The organism is Lysobacter antibioticus (genome assembly GCF_001442535.1).
GTDB lineage: Bacteria > Pseudomonadota > Gammaproteobacteria > Xanthomonadales > Xanthomonadaceae > Lysobacter > Lysobacter antibioticus.
In genome coordinates, this window is record NZ_CP013141.1 from 2,184,281 (window position 1) to 2,209,129 (window position 24,849).

Here is a 24,849-nt window from a genome sequence, read left to right on the forward strand (position 1 = left end):
TTACTGCCTGATTTCGCATTTACAGCCCGCGCAGATCGTCCGGCACCGCGTACTCGCGGCCGTCGTAGGCCAGGCGCACGCTGCTCTTTTTGGTCGGACCCGGCACTTCGTCGCAGTCCTTGTCGTCGGCCACGTTGCGGCTGCTTTCCTCGACGCTGTTGATGCGCAGGCCGGCATAGCCATGGTCGCGCTTGGCGTCGATCGCGACGGTGCGCTGCACGTTCTCGAATTCGCCGGCGCAGTTGGTGTCCCATTCGCCGCGTTCTTTCGACACTTCCAGCTTGCTCAGCACCGGCCGCAGCTTGGCGCCGTCGGCCACGTACAGGTTCATCACCGTGCTGCCGTAAGGATTGGCGCGCGAGGAACCGGTGTAGCCGATGCGCACGCCGAAGGCCGTGGTGTTCTCGTTAAGGCGGTAGCGCGCGGTGTCCAGGGTCACCGAACTGATCCGCACCGCATCCGACTGCAGCGCGTCGTCCTCGCGGTAACGCTGCAGAATGCGCGGGCGCGCCGAATCGGCGACCAGCACTTCCAGGTCGGCGGTGTCGCTGTCGATGCCGGACGCGGCCTGGTGGCGCAACCGCACCGTCAACAGAGTCTTGTCCGGCGAGGCCGGCCAGACTTTGCAGGCCACCTCGCCGAGATTGATCCAACGCGTGGGCGAGCCGGCGGTGCGCAGCAGTTCGCCCTCGTCGCCGGTTTCGCCGACGCTGCCGGGATAGGCGGCCCGCAGCAGGTCGTAAACGCGCGACTGGCAATCAGCCGCCGCGGCGTCGGCGCAGAGCAGCGCAGTGAGAGACAAAGACAGGGACAGGACCGTCCGTTGGGCCAAGAGAGTCATCATTGCATCCAGATGAGGGTCGCCATGCGGCCGGTGCGGCGGTCGCGACGATGGGAGTAGAAGCGGTCGGGTTCGGAGATCGTGCACAACCCGCCGCCATGGATATGATCGGCCGCCAGGCCGGCCTGCGCCAGACGCATCCGCGCCAGGGCATACAGATCGACGCGCCAATGCTGCGGCCGGGTGGCGACGAAGGCCGAGGCCGCCTCGGCGTCGTGCGCAACAAAGGCATCGTGCACTTCCTCGCCGATTTCGTAGTGCCGCGGCCCTGCCGCCGGCCCAAGCCAGGCGCGCAGACGGCCGGGCGTGGTACGCATGGCCGCGACCGTCGCTTCGAGCACACCGGCGGCCAGGCCGCGCCAGCCCGCATGGGCGGCGCCGACCTCGCTACCGTCTTCGGCGGCGAACAACACCGGCAGGCAATCGGCGGTGAGGATCGCCAGCACGGTACCGGGGCTGGAGGTCACCGAGGCATCGCCGACCGGTTCGTCGCCGGCGTCGCTGCGGCCATCGAATCGCACCACCTCGACGCCATGCACCTGGTGCAGCCAACGCGGCGGCGACGGCAAGCCCGCACGTTCGATCAACAGCTCGCGATTACGCGTCACCGCGTCCGGATCGTCGCGGTCGCTGCCGTAGCGCGTGCCGAGATTGAAGCGATCGAACGGCGCCTGCGAGACGCCGAGACCGCCGCGCAGGGTAGTGAAGCCGTGCACGGACGCGGCCATCGGCCACTGCGCATCGATCCACGGCGCGGCGTCCGAGGTCATCGGCCGGCCTCGGCGGCGGCGCGGGTGTCGGCGCCCAGCTCGGCGACCAGATGGCGCAGGTCAGCCGGCACCGGCGCGGTGCAGCGGATCGGCTCGCCGCTGACCGGATGGACGAACTCCAGGGTCTCGGCGTGCAGGGCCTGGCGCTTGAAGCCGCGCAGGGCTTCGACCAGACCGTCGGTCGCGCCCTTGGGCAGCTTGAGCGGGCCGCCGTACAGCGGGTCGCCCACGATCGGATGCTTCAGATGCGCCATGTGCACGCGGATCTGGTGGGTGCGCCCGGTTTCCAGGCGGCACTCCAGCAAGGTGTGGGCGCGGAAACGCTCGCGCAGGCGGTAATGGGTGACCGCATCGCGGCCGTCTTCGCGCACCGCCATGCGCAGGCGGTCGCGCGGGTGGCGGTCGATCGGCGCGTTGGCGGTGCCGCCGGAGACCAGCGCCCCGACCACGACCGCGAGGTACTGGCGGTGCACTTCGCGGGCCGACAGCTGTTCGACCAGCGAGGTATGCGCCGGCAGGGTGCGGGCCACGACCATGACCCCGGAGGTGTCCTTGTCGAGGCGGTGGACGATGCCCGCCCGCGGCAGGGTCGCCAGGCCGGGATCGCGGTGCAGCAGGGCGTTGACCAGGGTGCCGGCGTGGTTGCCGGCGCCCGGGTGGACGACCAGCCCGGCCGGCTTGTCGAGGACGATCACGTCGGCATCCTCGTACAGCACGTCCAGGGCGATGTCCTCGGCCTCGGCGCGGGTCTGGATGTCGAGGACGACGGTCAGCTCGACCGACTCCCCGCCCTGGACCGGATCGCGCGGCCGCACCTCGCGGCCGTTCAGGCGGGCGTCGCCGGACTTGATCCAGGTGGCCAGGCGCGAGCGCGAGTAATCGGGGAACAGTTCGGCCAGAACCGCATCGAAGCGGCGCCCGGCGGCGCTGTCGGGCACGGTGGCGGTGAGGGTCTGGCGGAGCTCGGTCATCGGAGGGGTCTATACGGCGGCGGGGAGACGGGATCGGTTAAGGGGCACGACCCGCGGACTGCTATTATCGGCGCTTCGTGCCTCCGGCGCCCGTCGATGCCTGCCATGACTGTACGTTTTGCCTCTTCCCGCGGACTTGTTCGCCTGTTTTGCTTGCTGCTGATCGTGGTTTTCGCTGCCTCCGGCTGCAGCCGCGTCGGCAAGATGTTCAAAAAGGACAAGGACGCGGACGAAGGCCAGCCGGTCGAGGCCATCTATAAGAAGGCCCACGGCTCGATGGTCAACGGCAACTGGGCCTCGGGCGAGGCGAGCTTCAAGCGCCTGGTCGCGCAGTACCCCTACGGCCCCTACACCGAGCAGGCCCTGGTCGAGACGGCCTACGCCCAGTACAAGTCGGGCAAGCACGACGACGCGATCAGCAGCATCGACCGCTTCATCCGCACCTACCCGACCCACCGCAACGTCGCTTACCTGTACTACCTGCGCGGGTTGGTGAACTCCAGCCGCGACACGGTGTTCCTGCAGCGCGTCTGGCGCCTGGACGTGAGCCGCCGCGACCTGTCGACGCCGATGCAGGCCTATAACGACTTCCTGATCGTGGTCGAGCGCTACCCCAACAGCCGCTACGCCGAGGACGCACGCAAGCGCATGCTCGCCCTGCGCGACACCTTCGCCCGCCACGAACTCGACGTGTCCCTGTACTACCTGCGCCGCACCGCCTTCGTGGCCTCGGCCGACCGCGCCAAGTACCTGCTCGAGACCTATCCGCAGAGCCGCTACCAGAACGATGCGGTCGCGGTGCTGATGAAGGCCTACGAAGGCCTGGGCAACCAGACCCTCGCCGCCGACGCCAAGCGCGTGCTGCAGCAGAACGACGCGACCCACCCGGCGCTGTCGGAAGACTGGCCGGACTACCCGAGCAACCTGCGCAAGCTCAACCCGTTCGCGGGCGAGAAGTCGGCGGTCGACAACCGCGACCGCGACGAAGAAAAGCGCAAGCAGTAAGCGCCCGCTTCGCAGCAGCAGGAAAGAAAACGCCGCCCTCGGGCGGCGTTTTTTGTGGCGGGTCGAGTGCTGCCCGGGCGCCGTCGCTCCCCCTGTAGGAGCGGCGCAAGCCGCGACCGCGCTACCGCGGTAACGACGCAAGCGCGGTTTCGCGCGGTGGAGGACCGGGCTTCGGGTTGGGGCGTGGTATCGATCGCTTCCCGGGCGCCGCCGCTCCCCCTGTAGGAGCGGCGTGAGCCGCGACCGCGCTACCGCGGTAACGACGCAAGCGCGGTTTCGCGCGGTGGAGGACCGGGCTTCGGGTTGGGGCGTGGTATCGATCGCTTCGGTTGGTCGCGGCTCGCGCCGCTCCTACCAGAACGCTACGCGATCAACCGACGTAACCGTTCGTGATCGGATAGCGACGCTCGCGACCGAACGCCCGCCGCGAGACCTTCGGCCCCGGCGCGGCCTGGTGCCGCTTCCATTCGCTGATGCGCACCAGGCGCAGCACCTTGTCGACCGTCGCCGGGTCGAAGCCGACCGAGACGATCTCGTCGCGCGACTGCTCCTGGTCGACATGGCGCAACAGGATCGCGTCGAGCACGTCGTAGGGCGGCAACGAATCCTGGTCCTTCTGGTTCTCGCGCAGCTCGGCCGAGGGCGGGCGATCGATCACCGCCCACGGGATCACCGGCGCCCCGGCGATCGCGTTGCGCCAGCGCGCGAGCGCGAACACCTCGCTCTTGTATAGGTCCTTGATCGGCGCATAACCGCCGCACATGTCGCCGTAGATGGTGGCGTAGCCGACTGCGTACTCGCTCTTGTTGCCGGTGGTCAGCAGCAGGCCGCCGAACTTGTTGCTCATCGCCATCAACAGCGCGCCGCGGGTACGCGACTGCAGGTTTTCCTCGGTGACGTCGACCGCCTTGGCGGCGAAGACTTCGGCCAGGGTGTCCAGATAGCCCTGGAACGGCTTCTCGATCGGCAAGGCCAGCAGGCGCACGCCCTGGCTCGCGCATTGCTCGGCGGCCAGGTCGTTGGACAGATCGGCGGTGTAGCGCGAGGGCATGCGCACTGCGACGACGTTCTCCGGGCCGAGCGCATCGACCGCGATCGCCATCACCAGCGAGGAATCGATGCCGCCCGACAGCCCCAGCCAGACCTTGTCGAAGCCGTTCTTGCGACAGTAGTCGCGGGTGCCGCGCACCACCGCGCGCCAGGCCAACGAGTCGCGGCCTTCGTCCTGCTCGGTCGGCCAAGCCACGGGCACGAAGCTGCGGTCTTCGTCGCGATAGTCGGCGACCAGCCAATGATCCTCGAACGCGGTCGCGGCCGGATGGACGTGGCCGTCGCCGTCGGCAAGCACCGAGGCGCCGTCGAACACCAGGGCATCCTGGCCGCCGACCACATTGAGATAGACCAGCGCCACACCGGTTTCCTTCGCCCGCACTTCCATCAGCGCGTCGCGCTGGGCGTGCTTGTCGCGCTCGAACGGAGAGGCATTCGGCACCAGCACCAGGCGGGCGCCGGCGGCCGCGGTCGCGGCGAGCGGCTCGGCGAACCACAGGTCTTCGCAGATCACCACGCCGACCGAAACCCCCTCGACCTCGAACACGCAGGCCTCGCCGTCGGGGTCGACGTCGAAGTAGCGGCGCTCGTCGAACACCGCGTAGTTGGGCAGTTCGCGCTTGCGGTAAGTGCTTTCCACCCGCCCTTCGCGCAACACGCTGGCGGCGTTGTAGACCACCGCGCCGGCGGCCTGCGGCCAGCCGACGACGGCGACGATGCCGCGCACGGTGCCGGCGATCCGTTGCAGCGCGGCTTCGCAATCGGCGAGAAAACTCGGCCGCAACAGCAGGTCTTCCGGCGGATAGCCGCTGACCGCGAGCTCGGGAAACAGCACCACGTCGGCGCCGTGCCGGTCGCGGGCCTCGACGATCATCGCCGCGATGCGTTCGGCGTTCTTTTCAACCGCACCGACCGGGAAGTCGAACTGGGCCAGGGCGATGCGCAGGGTCTTGGACATTCGGCGATTCTCGTAACGACCAGTCAGTCGTGGGTGTAGCCAGCCTCGCGCTGGACGCGAATGGCGATGATGAAAACGGTGTCGAACTCGCCGAGATAGCGATACAGAGCGACGTATCCCTGGGCGTCGCGGCCGATGACCAATTCGCGCAGATCCTGCTCGAGCACGCGCCCGATCAGAGGATTGTCGGCCAATACGTCGATGGCATGCAGGATGCCCTCGATGCGCGGTTCGCGCTGGTCGACCTCATGCCGGTCCAGATGATCGAGAATCCGAGCGAAGTCCTCCGCCGAGCCGGGCGAGAGGACGATTCGGGTCACGATTCGCGCCCGAAGGTCTTCTTGGCCGGCGGCTCCGGACTTTCGCCGCGTGCGCGGCGCGCGAGATACTCACGCATGTCGCCCCAGGCGATCACCTGCCCGTCCGCAACAAAGCTCTGCCAACGGCGCTCGGCCTCGCCGATGAAGTCGCGCCGACGCTCGGCTTCGTCGACCTTCTCCTCAAGCGCCCCGAGGATGAAGCCGTGCGGCGTGGTACCGCTGCGCTCGGCGGCGCGGGCGATGCGCGCCTTGAGTTCTTCGGTCAAGCGGATGGTGGTGGTGGACATGGGCGTCCTTGGCAAACGAAAGGTAGCCAGGCGAATGTAGCACATCGGTGCTACAGACAAAAAAGCCGCCCTAAGGCGGCTTTTTTGCGTTCCGACCGCCGAGACGGACTCGTCGGCCGGCCTGTCCGGCCGCTTACTTGGCCAGACGCTTGGCGATCGCCGCGCCGAGGTCGCCGGGCGACTTCACCGTGGTGACGCCGGCCTTTTCCATCGCCGCGAACTTGCCTTCGGCCGTGCCCGAACCGCCCGAGGCGATCGCACCGGCGTGGCCCATGCGCTTGCCCTTCGGCGCCGAAGCGCCGGCGATGAAGCCGACCACCGGCTTGGTCACGTACTGGCTGATGAACTCGGCCGCTTCTTCCTCGGCCGAACCGCCGATCTCGCCGACCATGATGATGCCTTCGGTCTGCGGGTCGTCCTGGAACCACTTCAGCGCATCGATGAAGTTGGTGCCGTTGATCGGGTCGCCGCCGATGCCGATGCAGGTCGACTGGCCCAGGCCCACGTCGGTGGTCTGCTTGACCGCTTCATAGGTCAGCGTGCCCGAACGCGAGACGATGCCGATCTTGCCCGGCATGTGGATGTGGCCCGGCATGATGCCGATCTTGCACTCGCCCGGCGTGATCACGCCCGGGCAGTTCGGGCCGACCAGGACCACGTCGTCGTAACCGTTGAGGGTGTTCTTGACGCGCAGCATGTCCAGCACCGGAATGCCTTCGGTGATGCACACGATGACCTTGATGCCGGCAGCGGCGGCTTCCAGGATCGCGTCGGCCGCGAACGGCGGCGGCACGTAGATCACCGACGCGTCGGCGCCGGTCTCGTCGACCGCGTCGCGCACGGTGTTGAAGACCGGCAGGCCCAGATGCTGGGTGCCGCCCTTGCCCGGGGTCACGCCGCCGACGACCTTGGTGCCGTACTCGAGCATCTGTTCGGCGTGGAAGGTGCCCTGCGAGCCGGTGAAGCCCTGCACGATCACCTTGGTGTTCTTGTTGATCAAAACGCTCATGTCAGTCCTGCCTCACTTGCCGGCGACGGCGGCAACCGCCTTCTTGGCACCGTCGTTGATGTTGTCCGCCGCAGTGATGGCCAGACCCGAGTTCTTCAGCAGTTCCTTGCCGGCTTCCACATTGGTGCCTTCCAGACGCACGATCACCGGCACCTTGACGTCGACTTCCTTGACCGCGGCGATGATGCCCTCGGCGATCATGTCGCAGCGGACGATGCCGCCGAAGATGTTGACGAAGATCGCCTTGACCTTGTCCGAGCTCAGGATGAGCTTGAACGCCTCGGTCACGCGCTCCTTGGTGGCGCCGCCGCCGACGTCGAGGAAGTTGGCCGGCGAGCCGCCTTCCAGCTGGATGACGTCCATGGTCGCCATCGCCAGGCCGGCGCCGTTGACCATGCAGCCGATATTGCCGTCCATGGTGACGTAGTTGAGGTCGTGCTGGCTGGCCAGCACCTCGGTCTCGTCTTCCTGGCGGATGTCGCGCATCGCGGCCAGGTCCTTGTGGCGGAACGTGGCGTTGTCGTCGCTGTTGACCTTGCCGTCGAGCACGGCCAGGTTGCCGTTGGTGAGGATCGCCAACGGGTTCAGTTCGACCAGCGCCAGGTCTTTCTCGTTGAACAGCTTGTACAGGCCCAGCATGATCGTGGTCAGCTGGCCGGCCTGCTTGGCGTTGAGGCCCAGGTCGAAGGCGAGCTCGCGGCACTGGTAGGCCTGCAGGCCCTGCACGTAGTTGACGTGCACGGTCTTGATCGCGTCCGGAGTTTCCTCGGCGACCTTCTCGATTTCCACGCCGCCTTCGGCCGAAGCGATGAAGGTGACCGACTGGGTCGAGCGATCCACCAATACCGACAGATACAGTTCCTTGGCGATGTCGGTGCCTTCGGAGATCAGCACCGTATCGATCGGCAGGGCGACGCCGGCCGACTGGTAGGTCTCCATCTTGGTGCCGAGCATGGCCTGGGCGTACTGCTTCACTTCGTCGTAGCTCTTGGCCAGCTTGACGCCGCCGGCCTTGCCGCGGCCACCGGCGTGGATCTGGGCCTTGACCACCCACAGGTCGCCGGGAATGGCTTTGGCGGCCGCGACGGCCTCTTCCGGAGTGCGCGCAACGCGCCCGGCCGGCACTGCGATGCCGTAGTCGGCAAACAGCTGCTTTGCCTGATATTCGTGAAAATTCATGCGTCACCGAGGGGAGTGAAAGACGTCCCGCAGGTGCATGCGGCCGGAAGCCGGAGCACGCGCGAGGGGGCCGCATTGTCGCCGATCGGGGCGGGCCGAAGCAAAACCCCGCCATTCCGGCCACCCGGCCGCCCCGGGCCGAGCCGGCCCCCTTCCCGCCCGGCCCCTTCCCGCCCCTCCCGGCCGCGCCCTGCGATCGGCGCAGGCCGAGACAAGCCAGTCGCCCTATACTGATCAATACTCCGCCCGCGCAGGGAAACCCCGCTTGCCGTCAGGTCTCGCCCCCGTCAGTCCGGCCGATGCCGACCTCGCGCTGCGCCGCGAACTCTATTTCTTCACCCTGTACCGCCTGCTGGAAGCCGCCCTGCTGGTGTTCTTCCTGTTCGGCCCGGTGGCGGACCTGATCGGAGCGCCCCGCCACGACCTGTTCGCGCGCTCGCTGGCCCTGGCCTATCTGTTCATCGCGGGCCTGCTGTTTCTGTTCAGCCGGCGCGGCGAGCTGCGCAGCCAGGTCTTCGCCGGCATCGCCAGCGACCTGTTCTTCGGCATCCTGGCCATCCATGCCTTGCCGCGCGCCGGCACCGGCATCGCCCTGATGCTGATGTTCAACGTCGGCGCCGCGGCCCTGCTGCTGCGCGCCCGCTACGGCATCGGCGCGGCGGTCCTGGCCTGCATCGGCCTGATCGGCGAATGGATCTGGAACGAAATCGGTGGCGAAAGCCTCGGCCGGACCGTCGCCGAACCGATCATGTTCGCCCTGGGCTACCTCTCGATCGCCTTGCTGACCAACGCCCTCGGCCGGCAGATGCGCGAAACCCAGGACCTGGCCGAGCGCCGCGGCGCCGAGGCCGCCAACTACGCCGAGATCAACGAACTCATCATCCGCCGCATGCGCACCGGCGTGTTGCTGGTCGACGGCGAAGGCCGCCTGCGCCTGGCCAACGAGGCGGCCATGCTGCTGCTCGGCGATTCCGGCGAGTACGATGGCCAACGCCACGGCCATCGCGTGTTGGCGATCGCCTCGCCGGAACTGGCGCGCCGCCTGAGCCGCTGGCGCACCGAAGGCCGGCCCGACGAAAGCCCGCTGCAACTCGCCCCCGACCTGCCCGAGGTGGTGCCGCGCTTCACCCGCCTGCTCGCCGGCAGCGACCAGACCCTGATCTTCCTCGACGACACCTCGCTGGTGTCGCGCCATGCCGAGTCGATCACCCTGGCCGCGCTCGGCCGCTTCTCGGCCAGCCTCGCCCACGAGATCCGCAATCCGCTCGCCGCGATCAACTACGCCGTGCAGTTGCTGGAGGAATCGCACGACATCGCGATTTCCGACCGCCGCCTGCTCGAGATCGTGCGCCAGCAGGGCTCGCGCATGAACGGCATCGTCGAGAACGTCCTCGGCATGGCACGACGCGAACCGGCCAAGCCCGAGCACGTCGAACTGATGGGCTTCGTACGCCAGTTCGTCGACGAATACCGCACCAGCCATCCGATCGAACAAGACACCCTGCGCGCGACCGGACCGCGCAGCCAGGTCGAAGCCCTGGTCGACCCCAGACAGTTGCACCAGGCCCTGACCGTGTTGGTGCACAACGCCCTGACCTACGGCCGCATTCCCGGCCAGCCGGCGCGGGTCACCGTGCACGTGTACTTCGATGAAGTCGGCCTGCCCGCGATCGACGTGCTCGACCGCGGCCCCGGCATTCCCGAGTCGGTCGCCGAGCGCCTGTTCCGCCCGTTCTTCACCACCTCCAGCCACGGCACCGGCCTGGGGCTGTACATCGCACGCGAGCTTTGCCGGGCCAATCAGGCCTCGCTCGACTTCGTGCCGGTGCCCGGCGGCGGCGGCTGCTTCCGCATCCGGCTCGCCGGAGCGAGCGCGCTGTCCCTGGTCTGAGCCATACTTGCGCGAGCGGATTCCCGACCTGGGATTCCCGATCCTGTGCGTCTTGGCCGCGACGGCCTCGTTAAGCTATCGTGGGCGGTGGAGGGCGCAATGGCAGAAACTCGTAGTGCATTGGTGGTCGATGACGAGCGCGATATTCGCGAGCTCCTCGTCATGACCTTGGGCCGCATGGGCCTGCGTTGCGACACCGCATCGGGCCTCGGCGAGGCGCGCAGCCAACTGCTGCGCAATCGTTACGACCTGTGCCTGACCGACATGCGCCTGCCCGACGGCTCGGGCATGGACCTGGTCGCCGAGATCAGCCAGAAATACCCCAATACCCCGGTCGCGATGATCACCGCCTTCGGCAACGTCGAAGCCGCGGTCGACGCGCTCAAGGCCGGCGCCTTCGATTTCGTCGCCAAGCCGGTCGACCTGGCGGTGCTGCGCGATCTCGTGCGCCACGCGCTCGAACTCAACGACACCCGCCGCAGCGCCAGCGAGGCGGTCGGCTCGCGCCTGTACGGCGAATCGCCGGCGATGATCAAGCTGCGCCAGACCATCGGCAAGGTCGCCCGCAGCCAGGCCCCGGTGTATATCGCCGGCGAGTCCGGCGTCGGCAAGGAACTGGTCGCGCGCACCATCCATTCCGAAGGCGGCCGCGCCGACGGCCCGTTCGTGCCGGTCAACTGCGGCGCGATTCCGGCCGAGCTGATGGAGAGCGAGTTCTTCGGCCACAAGAAGGGCAGCTTCACCGGCGCCCACGTCGACAAGCCCGGCCTGTTCCAGGCCGCCGACGGCGGCACCTTGTTCCTGGACGAAGTCGCCGAGCTGCCGCTGCCGATGCAGGTCAAGCTGCTGCGCGCGATCCAGGAAAAATCCATTCGTCCGGTCGGCGCCCAGGCCGAGCTCGTCGTCGACGTGCGCATTCTGTCGGCGACCCACAAGGACCTCGCCGCGCTGGTCGCCGAAGGCCGCTTCCGCCAGGACTTGTACTACCGCATCAACGTCATCGAGCTGCGCGTGCCGCCGTTGCGCGAACGCCTCGACGACCTGCCCGGCCTGGCCGCGAAGATCCTGCACCGCCTCGCCGGCAGCCAGGGCCGTCCGGTGCCGCGCCTCGGCGAGGACGCCCAGGAGGCGCTGCGCGCCTACGGCTTCCCGGGCAACGTGCGCGAGCTCGAGAACATTCTCGAACGCGCGCTCGCATTGGCCGAAGGCGAAGTCCTCAACGCCAGCGACCTGCGCCTGCCGCGCCTGGCCACCCAGGCCCCTTTGAACGAACTGCAGAACGCAGGCGCAGCGCCGCAGCAAGCGGCCGGCGCCGTCGACCCGCGCACCCTCAACCCGCGCGACACCGCGACCAGCGCCCTGCCTTCTTATATAGAAGAGATCGAGCGCGCCGCGATCCAGCAGGCCCTGCAGGAAAACCGCTACAACAAGACCCGCACTGCGGCCGCACTCGGCATCACCTTCCGCGCGCTGCGCTACAAGCTCAAGAAGCTCGGGATCGACTGACCCGACGAACGCTCGGCCGAACGACGTCATCGTTCGGTCGAGCGTGCCGCCCACATCGGCAGTAGCGCCGCGAACGATGCATACCCGACGCCCCCAGCGCGTCGCCTGTCGCAGACTGCCGCCACCAGCCCCTCCCGGCTACCGAGCATGCGTTTCCGCGTAGTCCCACCGACGCGACTCGCCCCGCCGTCAACGAAGCGAAACTCACCGCAGCGCGCGCAACCGCGATCGTGGCGTCGTGCTCATGCATGCAATGCCACGCCCGCCCGCACCGAACACACATCCATACGGCGATCGCATCGACCCGTCGCTCGGCCCGGCCATCGACGAAATAAGGCCGCTGCAGGGCGCCGCGAAGCGCACCGCCGATTCGCTTTTCCTGCTCATCTGCCGTGGCTCCGGCACCGGCCAAGCCTTGCGTGACGGGCACCTCAGTTCCGGTCAATCAATGTGCAACATGACGCATTAGGTCACCATCACAACCCTCCGACTGACCTTCTGCGTCACCCTATCCATCGCCTCGAACTCGCTTTACGTGACCTGACTATCACTTTCGATCCCCGGGTTCATGACTAGGGAGGTTGGCATGGGATGTGCGTATTCCTCTATGCACGTGCGGCACGCACGGCTGCCGAAGGACCGAGCAATCGAGCCTGCAGGCACGTGAAGCAACTCAATCACTCCTAGGGGAAATACCATGAAGAAGCAGCAAGGCTTTACCCTCATCGAACTGATGATCGTCATCGCCATCCTCGGCATCCTGATCGCCATCGCTCTGCCGGCGTATCAGAACTACACCATCCGCACCAAGAACGCCGAGTGCCTGAACGTCGCCGCCGCCGCCAAGCTGTCGGTCGCTGAAACGGCTCACGATCGCGGCACGTTGGCCACCATCACCGAGGCCCTCACCGGCTACACCTTCACCGCCAGCGACTACTGCGCCAGCGTCGATATCGAAGACGGTGGTGCGATCACCGCGGTCAGCGCCAACACCGGTGGCGACGCCGTAACCTTCACCCTGACCCCGGCTTCGGCCGGCGGCCGTCTCGACTGGACCTGCACGGCTACCGGCCAGCAGAATGACGCGCAGATCCCGGCGGAATGCCGCACCCCGTAATTAAGTACCGTTGTTTGTTGAACGCGTACCAGAAGCCCCGGCCCGCGTGCCGGGGCTTCTTCTAGGTGCATTGGACGCATCCAGCCCGATCCGGTTTTTCCCCCGAAGCCGGCACAAATTCAGAAGAAGCGCAGTCCGCCCAGGGGGGTCCAATGAAACGCCAGCGTGGCTTTACCTTGATCGAACTGATGATCGTGATAGCGATCGTCAGCATACTCACCGCCATCGCACTACCGCTTTATCTCGACTACGTAATGCGCACCAAGAACAGCGAGTGCTTGAACCTCGCTGCCGCTGCCAAGTTGTCGGTCGCAGAGACTGCCCAGGACCGCGGTTCGCTCTCACTGGTTAACGCAACCAACACCGGCTATGTCTCCAGCGCCACTGAGTACTGCGACGCGATCGAAGTCGGTGACAACGGCGTCATCACCGCACCGACATTGACAGGATCAGGCGCGGTAACTTTCACTCTGACCCCGGTCGCAACCCAAGGCGGCCTCGACTGGAATTGCAGTGTTCCTGTGACGACCAATCCGGTGCTCGTACCGGCAGAATGTCGCGCTGAGTAATCTCTCGGTAGAGAGCGCCTCCGCGACGCCCGATAACGCTTAAGCGACGTGGTGGATGAGCAAGTACACAACGCATCTCAAGATGGCGCTCTACCTCGTTTTTGCCGCCACCTTTCTCATCTATAGCGTTGGCCTCACTGGCCCTTTCCTGTTCGACGACAATTTCAATCTCGCCCCGCTCAAGCCCTGGCTTGCGGGCGAGATCGGTTGGCAGGAGGCCGTATTCGGCAATATCTCAGGCCCCTTGGGCCGCCCTGTTTCGATGGCGTCGTTCTTGTTCAGCGCATGGGCCGGCGGTTCCTACGCCTACCATTTCAAGCTGGGCAACCTCCTAGTTCATCTCGCTTGCGGCGTTCTGTGTTTCGCTTTGCTACGCCGCCTGATGTCGAGAGATTCACGGCTTCAGCACTGGGCTTGGCCGGCCGCGGCCGCGGCCACGACGGTGTGGCTGATACACCCTTTGCATGTGAGCACGGTCCTCTATGTCGTGCAACGCATGGCTCAGTTGAGCACCTTGTTCGTCCTGGCATCGCTGTTGGCCTACGTCGCCGGCCGGGTTCGCCTGGAACGCGGGGCTCGCGCACCGGCGATCGCATGGCTCTTCCTCGCAATGCCTGCCCTCTGGCTACTGGGTCTGCTCAGCAAGGAGAACGCAGCCGTCGCCTCTGCGCTCTGTCTGGTGATCGAGGTCGCCTACTTCTCGCGAAACCAAGCAACTCGACGCGTGCTCACGGGTTTCTACTCGCTAACGCTGGCACTGCCCGCATTGGGTGCGCTCGCTGTCCTGCTGCTCCGACCGGATCTGCTGCTGGCAGGATACGAGATCAGAGACTTCGATATGCTCGAACGTTTGCTTTCGCAATCGCGGGCGCTTATGTCCTATCTCGGAATGTTGCTGTTTCCTCGCAGCGCCGAACTCGGTCTCTATACCGACGGCTTCGCGGCATCGGCGGGGCTGTTATCTCCCATTACCACGCTGCTGTCGATTCTGGCTCTGATCGCCGTTAGCGGCATCGTCATCGTCCTGCGCCGCACGTCACCGAGTCTCTTTGCCGGTTGGTTCTTCTTTCTAGCAGCCCACGCGGTGGAGTCCAGCATTCTACCTCTCGAGCTCTACTATGAGCACCGGAATTATCTGCCGGCGATCGGCTTAACGCTGGCACTCGCTGGATTATTGAGCCTGCTACCGATCGAGCTCCGGAGCAATAAAAGGTTTCACGGCGCAATCGGCGTGGCTCTGCTGGCCGGCGCCACCGCCCTCGGCAGCGTGACTTATCAGCAGGCACGGGTCTGGCGGGACAAGGAAGCCATCATCGAACACGCTGTCGCCAACCAGCCAAGTTCGGTTCGCGCGGTCCAAGCCAAGGCCATCCTGGCGATCAACAAGGGGCTCTACGACCACGCATCGGATCTTCTGCTACCACTCGCAAAGAGCGGAGATCGCCGCACTCGATCGTTGGCTCACCTCGACCTGATTTCGATCAGCTGCCTGCGCGGCAGCGGTACCGATCCGAAATGGCTCGACCAGGCCGTTGCGGACGCGCGGCCGAAATTGACGATAGCCGAAATACAAGCCGTCGGATTGCTGGTTCAAGCCACCAACAAAGGACGCTGCGCATCCCTGGGGCAACGACGCGTCGCAGACACGATCGCCGCGATCGCTGACAAAGCGACCTCGCAGTCCGACGACATACTGCCCAAGTGGCAGCTGCGTTACGCTGCCGCATTGGTCTACAGTCGCGCAGAGCATTGGTCGGAGGCCCTGGGGCAAGCCCAACTTGCTTGGCAGCCGCCGTCGACACCCGAAGTAGGCGGATTGCTGGCACGAGCCCTCGCACACAATGGTCGCCAGCAAGAGGCTGAGCGCCTGTTGAGCGACTTGCAATTGCGCATCGATAGTCGGGACAAACGGAGCCAAGCCATGCTGGATGCAACGCGCTCGGCGATTTCGCCCAATGCCAATCGGCAGCCCCATCCACGGTAGTACCGTCATGAACCCATCCGCCACGAAACCGCCGTTCCTCGTCTTTGCCGCACCTGACATCCAAGAGGCAGAAATCAAGGAAGTGGAAGCTTGCCTTAGGTCGGGCTGGCTGGGCACCGGGCCGAGAGTCGCTCGCTTCGAATCCGATTTTGCCGCTTACAAGGGGCTCGATGCGACACAAGCGGCAGGTTTGAACTCCTGCACCGCGGCCCTGCATGTGAGCATGGTTGCTGCCGGGCTCGAGCCTGGCAGCGAAGTTATCACCACGCCATTAACCTTCTGCGCGACCATTAATTCGATTCTCCATGCGGATCTGGTACCGGTTCTGGCCGACGTCGACCCCGCCACGCAGAACATCGCCCCGGAAGCGATCGAAGCGGCGATCACACCCAGGACGCGTGCCATCTTGCCGGTGCATTTCGCAGGACGCCCTTGCGATATGGACCGCATCATGGCGATTGCGCGCAAGCATCAGCTGATGGTCATCGAAGATTGCGCGCATGCCGTAGAAACTGAGTATCGCGGCATCAAAGCGGGGACATTCGGAGATTTCGGCTGTTTCAGCTTCTATGTAACCAAGAACGTAGTGGCAGGCGAAGGCGGGATGATCGTTGGGCGCGATGCCGAACTGGTAGCCCGCGCGCGTACCCTGGCCTTGCATGGGATGAGCAAGGACGCTTGGCATCGTTTCAGCGACAAGGGCTATAAGCATTACCAAGTCGTCGAGTGCGGCTTCAAATACAATATGATGGATCTGCAGGCAGCCATCGGGCTGCACCAACTGGCTCGGGTGGAGCAGAATTGGTTGCGCCGGCGCGCGCTTTGGGAAATGTATGGGCAGGCGCTCTCAGGACTGCCATTGGTCCTGCCCACGCCTCCCGAACCCCAAACAAGGCACGCGCTTCATCTTTACACCGTACGCATCGGCAACACCGGCACAAGCCCCGATCGGGATACGTTTCTGGACAACATGAATGCTCTCGGCATCGGCACCGGCGTGCACTATCAGTCCGTCGCCGAACATCCCTACTATCGCGAACGATTCGGCTGGGATCCCGACCAATGGCCGAATGCGAGGGCGATCGGCCAGCAAACAGTAAGCTTGCCTATCTCGTCGAGATTAACCGACTCTGAGCTGCAACGCGTCGCGGAAGCGGTGACTCAGGCTCTTGCGTGCTGAAACGGCCATCCGCGCCTCACGATCATGACTCTCGGCCCTCCCGATAGCGATGCCCGCGCATCGGCACCAGCCGGCGACGGACATGGCAGCGCAAGGAAGAGAACCCGGCGAGCTCTGACCGGCCTGCTGGTAATTGCGGCACTCGCATTTCTGGTACGGATGCTAGCCCCCGAGATCGCGGCAATGCGCCTATCGTTGGCAGCGATCCGCTGGCAACAGATCGCCTTCGCCGTGCTGGCCGCCATCCCGATGTTTGTACTTAAGGGTTGGTACCATCTCAGCCTTCTCGACCGCATCAACGCGACTCCTAGCGCCCGTCACGTCGACCTGCCGATCTACCTGCAGGCGCAGATCGTGCGTTACCTGCCCGGCAAGATATGGGGTGTCGTATACCAGACGCGGCGCATGTCCGGCACCCACAGCCCCAGTGAAATCGTAATCGCGAATCTCTGGCAAATGGCCATGACCAACGCGCTTTCGGCCGGGCTCATAATCAGCTTGCTGCTGGCGTTTCGCTATTCGCACGCCTGGTTGTTCCTGCTAGTACCCGTCATTGCCTCGGTAGAATGGTTGCATCGCCATCCCGCCATCGAATCATGGGGGCTCCGGCAACTGAGTAGATTCCTTCCGCGCCTGGTTCCGCTGGCCGCCAACAAGCCGCTGCCGCCGATGCCCTGGACCGGCACGATCCTCCTATGCAGCGAATGGATTTTCTACTTTCTCGTTTTCGCGGTAATGCTGCACGGGTTGGCATGGCTCCCCGAGCGGCTGCTGCTGGGCACATGGTACGGCGCCGCTTCCCTGCTCGCACTCGCCGCCTTCGTGGTACCCGCCGGACTCGCTGTACGCGAAGCCATCTTCGTGGCTGCTCCTAATCTAATCGGGATCGATGCAGCCACTTTGGCCGTAACCGCCGCACTTGCGAGATTGGTATTTCTCGGGGCGGAAATTGCTGCTGCCACGCTCGCCAGCATACTGACCTTATGGGCTCGACATGAGCGGCGCTGACCCCAGGCAACGAGCGCATTGGGATGCGCTCTCTAAGATCGACCCGGAGGCGGCGGTCATCGATCCGAATGACCGTATCGGGCGGAAAAATACGTACCTGGCCAGTATCCGCGACGCAGCCTTTCGCGAAAGCCTGGCACGCTATGCAGTGAGTAAAGGCAAGTTGCTCGACCTAGGCTGCGGAAGCGCCAGCGCTACCTCGTCTTTGCTCGACGCGGGACACTCCGTGCTCGGTATCGATATCTCCACCGGCCTGCTAAGACACGCCCAAAGCAGATGCAGCGGTCGATCCTGCTTATTCGTAGCAACCGATGGAAAACATTTACCCGTCGCAGACGACGCACTCGACGCAACCGTCGTTTACGTCGTCCTAAGCTACATCGCCGATGACGAACAGGCGAAGAACTTGCTGGCAGATATCCGCCAGGCGCTCAAACCCGGCGCGCCACTCATCATGATTGAACAGACCCGCACCAGCAGACGCGTGGCCGAGCAGGGCCTGAAACTGCATCGATCGCGGCAGGAATGGCTCGCCCTACTGAGGTCGGCCGGGTTCACCATCGACCGATCTTCAATTCTTCGCCACGGCCGTTTTCCTTCCACGCCCCTGATCGCGGCCGGTCTGATTCCGCGCTGGGCTTGGCCCTACGCTCGCCTGCTGGAAATCCGAATCGCAAGCGTCACGGGTGTTCTACCTTGGGACTATGCGGAAGTCCTATTCGAGGCACGCGCATGATCGCAATCATCGGCGGAGGCCCCTCGGGTATTGCGCTAGGCACATGCCTTGATCGGCAGCGAATCGGGTACGAGCTATTCGAGGCACGGGAGATTGGAGCGACCTGGAAGGCCGCACCGCCAGATCTGCGGGTCTTGAGCCCGTGGTGGACAAACGCGCTTTCAGCGGGGGAAGCACTGCGCGGAAATCCGTTTCGCAAGCCGCCCGCGAGCGAATACTTCACACACCTTCTGCACATAGCCAGTCGATTGCGCGGAAACGTACGCGAATCCTGCAAGGTAACCGGCCTGATCAGAAACGAACGGGGACTTTGGTGTCTGCATACCCAGCATGGCATGCATGGCCCATATTCGGCGGTGGTGTTAGCCACAGGCTACTTCTTTTCTCCGGCATGGCCCTCCCCGAGCCCGGCCAGCGACGGTTCGATCCGCGTCCTTCATGCGGCCGAGATCCGTAATTACGAGCAACTTGAAGAGCTTCGCGCAAACGAAGATCCAGTCATCGTGGTCGGGCGTCGAGTAACCGCCGGTCAATTGATTATCCAACTGCATTCACTGGGCATTCCCTGCGCATTGAGTCTTCGCTCCCCGGTCGAATATCGCCGGCACGGCTTCGTTGCCTCCCTGCGCGAGACTGCATATTTTTTCTGGGAAGAACTGCAGTCGAGATTGCAGCCCAGGATAAGACGCCCCTCCTATCCGGTGATGGAGGGCGGGCGCACCCGGTCCCTGATAGAAAGCGGCCAGATTGCTACCTTGCCGATGTTCGACAAGATTGAAGATGGGCACCTTATCTTCAGCGATGGGACACGGCGTCGTGCCGCTGCCGTAATCATGGCAACCGGATATCGCGCAACCCTGGAACTTCTGCCGGACTCGATCGACCTCGACGACTTCGGCGTGCCTATTAATCGGCAGTTCGAGATTCGGGACCTGCCCGGAGTCTACATCCTGGGCTTCGACAATCTATACGACCACCGCAGCCGATATCTCCGCGGCATTCGGTTCGATGCCGCGAGATTGGCCGATATCTTAGCCGCCCACCCAAGTTCGGCGCATTGATCCGACGGTTCGCGATAGCCCAAGCGCAAACGAGAAGGCACGTGCACGCAGGGGATGCAACGCCAGGTCGCTGACGACCAACGGGACATCCTCCCCGCCCCAGGCACGTTTGTAAGACGCCAGACTGTTCTGCGATGAAGGCGACGGGAGGAAATCGAAACTGGCCATGCCCGCTTCCCGCGCAGAACGGAGCATGGCCGAGAACAACTGATCCGATGGGTAGTGGGTACGCGCCTCCGGAAGGTGTGCGCCATGCATGTAGCAAGCAGCGGCTCCACGAAACCCCACACAAACAAAGCCGCATAGGGTCCCATCCAGCACGGCGACTAAAGCGGCATGTGGCGCGATTGCTTCGAAGTAACCCTCGGTATAACGCACCGCACCTCTATGCCTGCGCAAAGTCGAAAGATACAAGCGATGCAGATGCGTTCCATCTCCCGCGCGTCCGGGCCTCACCTCCAGCGAGGACCTCGCATTGCGATTCGCAGCACGCCGCGCCTTTTCCCAATTGCGCTCGCTCCAATCCTGCATATCGGAAATGGCGACACTCCCCAGCCGATGCTCGGCCAGGACCTGAGGCCCCTTGAATGCGTCCGCCGCCTGAATGCGCACAAGGTCTGCCTTGAGATGCCGCGCACCATCGATCTGGGGAGACAAGATCGCTTCATCCAGACGCTGGGAGCCGATCAGGAAATCAGGATAGGCCACCCTGAAAGGGCCGGCACGGAAGCACGCTACGAGGCCGGCCTCCGGCGCTGTCGGCCGCACCACTTGCGCACCAAGCCCCTGCGTCAGGGCCCGGACCCAATGATCGGAATCAAAATCAATCACTGGCTGTAGTTCCCGCCTTCTGCGTCGCAGACACTATTCGCCGAGCGATCTTCTCGATAGCGAAGCGATCATTCATCGTCCGGATGGAGGCATCGTCATGCCCGGACAATAGTGATGCTCTGATCGCGTTCGCAAACGCGCTCGCGTCGACACTCTTCGCCAACCATCCCGTTCCGCCCCCGATCAAAGCCGGCAAATCGCCCACGGGCATCGAAATTACCGGTATCGAAAACTTCATCGCATCGGAGAAGACGACAGGAATACTCTCCACTCGTGACGGCAGAAGCAAGCGGTCCGCCTCGCCGAAAGCCTGCGCGGCCCTTCCGCGATCCAGGTAGCCGTCAAGGCGAATCGGTCGTCCAGCAGCTTTAAGATTCGTAACTCCCTGCTCCACGAGTTCCTGTAGCGGCCCTCCGCCGGCAATATGTATCTCAGCTATGCGTGACCAGTCCTCATCGTTGAGAAGACCGAGCGCCTCTATCAACAGGTCCACACCCTTGTTCGGATGCCACCTTCCCAGGAACAGCAAGCGATAAGGCGGGTTCCGCGCAACGGGCCTAAGGCGCGTCGCCGCCAGTTTCCGTGTACTGGGAAGGAACTCGAAAGCGCGCCCGCTGATCCGAGCCGCGTCTTCGCCCAACCGCATGCCGTCGGCATAGGCGAAGTCCGCATTGCGCGCGACTCTTCCGAGAAAGCTGCGCACCACAGGAATCCTCCCCAGCGACCATATGTCACTGCCCAGTGCCCAGACGCTGTATGGAACGCCTCTTTTGCGTCGAAGCGTTTGGGCCGCCCATCCCGAAGGCAGAACCCAAAAAGCGAGCGCATGGGATACTCGCCCATCCGCGCCGGCCGCCAGCACGACGCGCCTCAGCGAACGCAAGGTGCGCAGGATAGAGAGCCAGTTACTCGGATTGGCCGGCGATAACAACGACAGGGGCTTGCCCGGCGCTTGGAAGGACCAGACCTCGACTCTTCCGTGTCTACTCTTGGCCTCCATGCTTCCCGGCGCAACGACACGAATCGATACCGAGCCCGATAGCTCCTCCGCCAAATCGGCGATGAAGGCACCTGCGGCCTCACTGCCGTCTCCGGTCTGCGCATAGGACGTCGTAATCAGCAGGACGGTATCGCCGGCACTCATCGTTTCGTGACCCTGAGCACGTAACCTGCCGTCAATGCCCCCCAATCCGGCCACAACTTGCTTGCCAGCCAGCTCCCGAGATTGATGCTGACGACTGCTACCATCGCGATTGGGATTAATACAGGCCTCTTCCAGCGCTCTGAATCCTGGATCGCCCCAGCAATGCCGAGATTGGCCAACAACCCGACCGTGCGCAGCGCATGCTGCGTCTTTTCGATCTCGCAAAGCGACAGACCAGACGCTTCGACGCTGCGTTTCAGCCCATGGGCGGTGAACCGCTGATAGTCGTGCGGTGCGTCGTGGATCGGATAAAGAAACGGCATCGACAGCCAGGCGACACCATCCGCCCGCAATACTCGACTTATCTCGTCGAGCACGCCTTGAGGATTGCGCACGTGCTCAAGAACTTCCAAGCAGATGACCGCATCGAAAGTACCATCGGCGAACGGCAAACTTGCCGCGTCAGCAAATACATCGGGCTTGGCCCGATATAGATCGCGCCCCGTCGCCGGATAATCCAAGGCGATGTATTCGCTGCGTGGCCCAAGGTTCGCGGCGATCCATCGATCGCCCGCTCCCACATCGAGCACTCGGCCCACAACGGCCCCGACTCCCAGCGGAGCTTTGCGGCCACCTAACAACCACTGTGGATGCAGCGGAGTTCGTGAGAGCGGCGCGGCGAGCGCACGCAGTCTATTCATAGCCTATCGGCGCGCTGATAAGTCAACGAAGTAATCTGTTCGGACACCAGTCCGATCAAAAACACGATCACCGAGGCACTCAGCAGTAATGCACTCATGTTGGTGAAGCGCCCTTGGGTCGCAAACGTCCATGCGTAATGACTTAGGCCCAACACGGCAAAACTTACTGCGGCCGGCGCGAACAGTTTCAGGGGCGAATAGAGCGTGGCGATCTTGAAGATGATGAGCAGAAAGCGAACTCCGTCGCGGAGCGGGCGGATGTGGCTGTTCGTCCCGACCCTGCGGGAGACCTGGATCGGCACATAGGCCACTGGGTAGGCGCTACGGAAGAACGCCATCGTGCTGGTCGTAGGGTAGCTGAAGCCATTCGGCAGCAAATGCAGAAACTCCAGGAACCTGGAGGTGCGCACGGCGCGGAAACCCGATGTCAAATCCTGGATTCGATGCCCGGTCATCCAACTGGCGAGACGATTGTACAGCGCGTTAGCGACGCCTCGGCCAACGCTGGCTTGTCCTGCTCCATTCCGCGCACCCACTGCCATGTCGAACCCAGCCTGCAGTTGCGCGAGCAGGGATGGAATATCGGCGGGATCGTGTTGACCATCGGCATCCATAAAGACGATAACGTCGCCGGTTGCGGCCCGGGCCCCACGCTTGATCGCTGCGCCGTTACCCATGGAGTAGGGCGACGAAAGTACCAGCGCACCGAATTTGACCGCTATCGCGACGGTGTCGTCGGAAGAGCCATCGTCGACCACGATTACCTCCGCCCCGGGCATCGCTTGTTGCAACGCAGGCAGGGTCCGGCCCAGCCCCTCCGACTCATTCTTGGCCGGCAACACTACAGATACGCGCATGTCATCTCCCCGAGGGGGCAGAATACCCTGTCCGCACCGGCGCCTGAACTGCCCCACTCCAGAAAAGCGACGGCGGTCAGCTCACCGAGCCCGGAGATTGAGGTAAAGTCAGGGTGGGGAAAACTGAGGGCTGAAATGTCCAGCGTCGCAACCGCCAACTTGGTGGGTATCACCGGCATTGCCCGGCGTTTGGTTTTGGATGGAGCTTTGGACGAGGTCAAGGCGCGCGAAGCCATGGCCGCGGCCACCGCCGAGCGCAAGCCACTGGCTACCTACCTCGCCGAACATCGCCTGGCCACCTCCGCCCAACTGGCCGCCGCCAACTCGATCGAATTCGGCGTGCCGCTGTTCGACCCGAGCTCGCTGGACCCCAGCCAGTCTGCGGTCCGGGCGATCAGCGAGGAACTGATCCGCAAACACAGCGCGCTGCCGTTGTTCAAACGCGGCAACAAGCTGTTCATCGGCTTGGCCGATCCGACCAATACCGCCGCCCTGGACGAGATCAAGTTCCAGACCAATGCCGCGGTCGAAGCCATCCTGGTCGACGACGAGCTGATCCGGCGGACCCTGGACCGCTGGCTGGAGAACTCCGACGCCCTCGCCAACGCAGTCGGCGATAGCGACGGCCTCGACACCCTGGAGATCGGCAAGGACGACGATCTCAGCACGACAAGCGACAGTGGCATCGACGCCAAGGGCGACGATACCCCGGTCGTAAAGTTCATCAACAAGGTTCTGGTCGACGCCATCCGCCGCGGCGCCTCGGACATCCACTTCGAACCTTACGAGACCGATTATCGGGTGCGCCTGCGCATCGACGGCCTGCTCAAGCAGGTCGCCAAGGTCCCGAACAAGCTGCACTCGCGCATCGCCGCGCGCCTGAAGGTCATGGCGCAGCTCGACATCGCCGAGAAGCGCGTGCCGCAGGACGGCCGCATCAAGCTCAACCTGTCCAAGACCAAGCAGATCGACTTCCGCATGAGCACCTTGCCGACCCTGTTCGGCGAGAAGATCGTGTTGCGTATCCTCGATGGCAGCGCGGCGAAGCTCGGTATCGAAAAGCTCGGCTACGAGGATTACCAGAAGGAATTGTTCATCAATGCCGTGGCCAAGCCCTACGGTATGGTGCTCGTGACCGGTCCGACCGGCTCGGGCAAGACGGTCTCGCTGTACACCGCCTTGAACATCCTTAACGACGAGCAGCGCAACATCTCCACGGTCGAAGACCCGGTCGAAATCCGCGTACCCGGCATCAACCAGGTGCAGATGAACGTCAAACGCGGCATGACCTTCGCCGCGGCGCTGCGCAGCTTCCTGCGTCAGGATCCGGACGTGATCATGGTCGGCGAAATCCGCGACCTCGAAACCGCCGAGATCGCGATCAAGGCCGCCCAGACCGGCCACATGGTGCTGTCGACCCTGCACACCAACGATGCGCCGCAGACCATCGCCCGCCTGATGAACATGGGCGTCGCGCCCTACAACATCACTTCCTCGGTGACCCTGGTCATCGCCCAGCGCCTCGCCCGCCGTCTGCATGACTGCAAGCGCGAGGTGCATCTGCCCGAACACGCTCTGCTCGCCGAAGGCTTCACCGCGGAAGAGATCGCGTCCGGGTTCAAGTTGTACGAGCCGGCGGGATGCCCGGACTGCACCGAAGGCTACAAGGGACGTACCGGCATCTACCAGGTCATGCCCATGACCGACGAAATCCAGGCCATCGTGCTGGAGGGCGGCAACGCGATGCAGATCGCGGCCGCCGCCATCAAGTCCGGCGTCAACGACTTGCGCCGCTCCGCACTGATCAAGGTGATGAACGGCGTCACCGGCCTGGCCGAAATCAACCGCGTAACCAAGGACTAAATCATGTCCGC

23 protein-coding genes are annotated in these 24,849 nt (G+C 64.3%); 11 read left to right on the forward strand and 12 right to left on the reverse strand.

Translation table 11 applies throughout. The annotated features are described in order from the left end of the window. Positions 1-19: 19 nt before the first annotated feature. The 3 genes from GLA29479_RS08780 to rluD are packed head-to-tail and all read right to left on the reverse strand — an operon-like array spanning position 20 to position 2,582. Entirely contained in the window at positions 20-841 is an 822-nt protein-coding gene (locus GLA29479_RS08780) for a PA3715 family protein (protein WP_057971361.1), read from the reverse strand. Further along, complete coding sequence (gene pgeF, locus GLA29479_RS08785; RefSeq protein WP_057971362.1) at positions 841-1,611, reverse strand: peptidoglycan editing factor PgeF; 771 nt, start codon at positions 1,609-1,611, stop codon at positions 841-843. The genes GLA29479_RS08780 and pgeF overlap by 1 nt, the downstream gene beginning before the upstream one ends. Then, positions 1,608-2,582 carry a 23S rRNA pseudouridine(1911/1915/1917) synthase RluD gene (gene rluD, locus GLA29479_RS08790; protein WP_057971363.1) on the reverse strand — a complete coding sequence of 325 codons (975 nt, stop codon included), beginning with the start codon at positions 2,580-2,582 and terminating at the stop codon, positions 1,608-1,610. The genes pgeF and rluD overlap by 4 nt, the downstream gene beginning before the upstream one ends. A 105-nt stretch (positions 2,583-2,687) precedes the next feature. On the opposite strand from rluD, the gene GLA29479_RS08795 reads away from it, so the two are divergent. Beyond that, positions 2,688-3,587, forward strand: a complete 900-nt coding sequence (locus tag GLA29479_RS08795; RefSeq protein ID WP_057916967.1) for an outer membrane protein assembly factor BamD — start codon at positions 2,688-2,690, stop codon at positions 3,585-3,587. Positions 3,588-3,957: 370 nt separating this feature from the next. On the opposite strand, the gene GLA29479_RS08800 is transcribed toward GLA29479_RS08795, so the two are convergent. The 5 genes from GLA29479_RS08800 to sucC form a co-directional block, all read right to left on the reverse strand. Beyond that, the gene (locus GLA29479_RS08800; protein ID WP_057971364.1) at positions 3,958-5,595 is read right to left on the reverse strand and encodes an NAD+ synthase; all 1,638 of its coding nucleotides are present in this window, start codon (positions 5,593-5,595) and stop codon (positions 3,958-3,960) included. A 23-nt stretch (positions 5,596-5,618) separates the two neighbouring features. After that, a complete protein-coding gene (locus tag GLA29479_RS08805; protein WP_057971365.1) occupies positions 5,619-5,915 on the reverse strand; it encodes a type II toxin-antitoxin system RelE/ParE family toxin in 297 nt (98 codons plus the stop codon). Then, positions 5,912-6,202 (reverse strand): CopG family ribbon-helix-helix protein, encoded by a 291-nt coding sequence (locus GLA29479_RS08810; RefSeq protein WP_057971366.1) that lies wholly within the window; start codon positions 6,200-6,202, stop codon positions 5,912-5,914. Before GLA29479_RS08810 ends, GLA29479_RS08805 begins: the two co-directional genes overlap by 4 nt. A gap of 133 nt (positions 6,203-6,335) precedes the next feature. After that, positions 6,336-7,211 carry a succinate--CoA ligase subunit alpha gene (gene sucD / locus GLA29479_RS08815; RefSeq protein ID WP_057916963.1) on the reverse strand — a complete coding sequence of 292 codons (876 nt, stop codon included), beginning with the start codon at positions 7,209-7,211 and terminating at the stop codon, positions 6,336-6,338. A 12-nt stretch (positions 7,212-7,223) separates the two neighbouring features. Continuing rightward, the gene (gene sucC, locus GLA29479_RS08820) at positions 7,224-8,390 is read right to left on the reverse strand and encodes an ADP-forming succinate--CoA ligase subunit beta (protein WP_057971367.1); all 1,167 of its coding nucleotides are present in this window, start codon (positions 8,388-8,390) and stop codon (positions 7,224-7,226) included. A 265-nt stretch (positions 8,391-8,655) separates the two neighbouring features. Between sucC and GLA29479_RS08825 the strand changes: the two genes are divergently transcribed. From GLA29479_RS08825 to GLA29479_RS23615, 9 genes are all read left to right on the forward strand, one after another. Then, positions 8,656-10,281 carry a sensor histidine kinase gene (locus GLA29479_RS08825; protein WP_057916961.1) on the forward strand — a complete coding sequence of 542 codons (1,626 nt, stop codon included), beginning with the start codon at positions 8,656-8,658 and terminating at the stop codon, positions 10,279-10,281. Positions 10,282-10,380: 99 nt separating this feature from the next. After that, the gene (locus GLA29479_RS08830; protein ID WP_057916960.1) at positions 10,381-11,787 is read left to right on the forward strand and encodes a sigma-54-dependent transcriptional regulator; all 1,407 of its coding nucleotides are present in this window, start codon (positions 10,381-10,383) and stop codon (positions 11,785-11,787) included. Between the two features lie 697 nt (positions 11,788-12,484). Further along, positions 12,485-12,904 carry a pilin gene (locus GLA29479_RS25965; RefSeq protein WP_057971368.1) on the forward strand — a complete coding sequence of 140 codons (420 nt, stop codon included), beginning with the start codon at positions 12,485-12,487 and terminating at the stop codon, positions 12,902-12,904. 152 nt (positions 12,905-13,056) lie between these two features. Continuing rightward, positions 13,057-13,473: a pilin gene (locus tag GLA29479_RS25740; RefSeq protein ID WP_057916958.1), complete on the forward strand. Its 417-nt coding sequence runs from the start codon at positions 13,057-13,059 to the stop codon at positions 13,471-13,473. Positions 13,474-13,528: 55 nt separating this feature from the next. After that, positions 13,529-15,457 carry a tetratricopeptide repeat protein gene (locus GLA29479_RS08845; protein ID WP_057916957.1) on the forward strand — a complete coding sequence of 643 codons (1,929 nt, stop codon included), beginning with the start codon at positions 13,529-13,531 and terminating at the stop codon, positions 15,455-15,457. A gap of 7 nt (positions 15,458-15,464) precedes the next feature. Then, positions 15,465-16,637, forward strand: a complete 1,173-nt coding sequence (locus GLA29479_RS08850) for a DegT/DnrJ/EryC1/StrS family aminotransferase (RefSeq protein WP_057919928.1) — start codon at positions 15,465-15,467, stop codon at positions 16,635-16,637. Between the two features lie 183 nt (positions 16,638-16,820). Beyond that, the gene (locus tag GLA29479_RS08855; RefSeq protein WP_248842822.1) at positions 16,821-17,645 is read left to right on the forward strand and encodes a hypothetical protein; all 825 of its coding nucleotides are present in this window, start codon (positions 16,821-16,823) and stop codon (positions 17,643-17,645) included. Next, positions 17,632-18,381 carry a class I SAM-dependent methyltransferase gene (locus GLA29479_RS08860; RefSeq protein ID WP_057971370.1) on the forward strand — a complete coding sequence of 250 codons (750 nt, stop codon included), beginning with the start codon at positions 17,632-17,634 and terminating at the stop codon, positions 18,379-18,381. The genes GLA29479_RS08855 and GLA29479_RS08860 overlap by 14 nt, the downstream gene beginning before the upstream one ends. Then, entirely contained in the window at positions 18,378-19,442 is a 1,065-nt protein-coding gene (locus GLA29479_RS23615) for an NAD(P)-binding domain-containing protein (RefSeq protein WP_169795633.1), read from the forward strand. Before GLA29479_RS08860 ends, GLA29479_RS23615 begins: the two co-directional genes overlap by 4 nt. Here GLA29479_RS23615 and GLA29479_RS23620 read toward each other — a convergent pair. Genes GLA29479_RS23620 through GLA29479_RS08885 form a run of 4 tightly spaced genes read right to left on the reverse strand, consistent with a single transcriptional unit; the run spans position 19,413 to position 22,975 of the window. Beyond that, complete coding sequence (locus tag GLA29479_RS23620) at positions 19,413-20,273, reverse strand: GNAT family N-acetyltransferase (protein ID WP_082638434.1); 861 nt, start codon at positions 20,271-20,273, stop codon at positions 19,413-19,415. The genes GLA29479_RS23615 and GLA29479_RS23620 overlap by 30 nt on opposite strands. Beyond that, positions 20,266-21,417: a glycosyltransferase gene (locus GLA29479_RS08875; protein WP_057971373.1), complete on the reverse strand. Its 1,152-nt coding sequence runs from the start codon at positions 21,415-21,417 to the stop codon at positions 20,266-20,268. Before GLA29479_RS08875 ends, GLA29479_RS23620 begins: the two co-directional genes overlap by 8 nt. After that, complete coding sequence (locus GLA29479_RS23625) at positions 21,414-22,118, reverse strand: class I SAM-dependent methyltransferase (RefSeq protein WP_082638436.1); 705 nt, start codon at positions 22,116-22,118, stop codon at positions 21,414-21,416. Before GLA29479_RS23625 ends, GLA29479_RS08875 begins: the two co-directional genes overlap by 4 nt. Continuing rightward, entirely contained in the window at positions 22,115-22,975 is an 861-nt protein-coding gene (locus tag GLA29479_RS08885) for a glycosyltransferase family 2 protein (RefSeq protein ID WP_057916950.1), read from the reverse strand. The genes GLA29479_RS23625 and GLA29479_RS08885 overlap by 4 nt, the downstream gene beginning before the upstream one ends. A 135-nt stretch (positions 22,976-23,110) precedes the next feature. On the opposite strand from GLA29479_RS08885, the gene pilB reads away from it, so the two are divergent. Further along, on the forward strand, positions 23,111-24,838 hold the full coding sequence (pilB, locus tag GLA29479_RS08890; RefSeq protein WP_057971375.1) for a type IV-A pilus assembly ATPase PilB: 1,728 nt from the start codon (positions 23,111-23,113) through the stop codon (positions 24,836-24,838). The last annotated feature ends 11 nt before the right edge of the window (positions 24,839-24,849 follow it).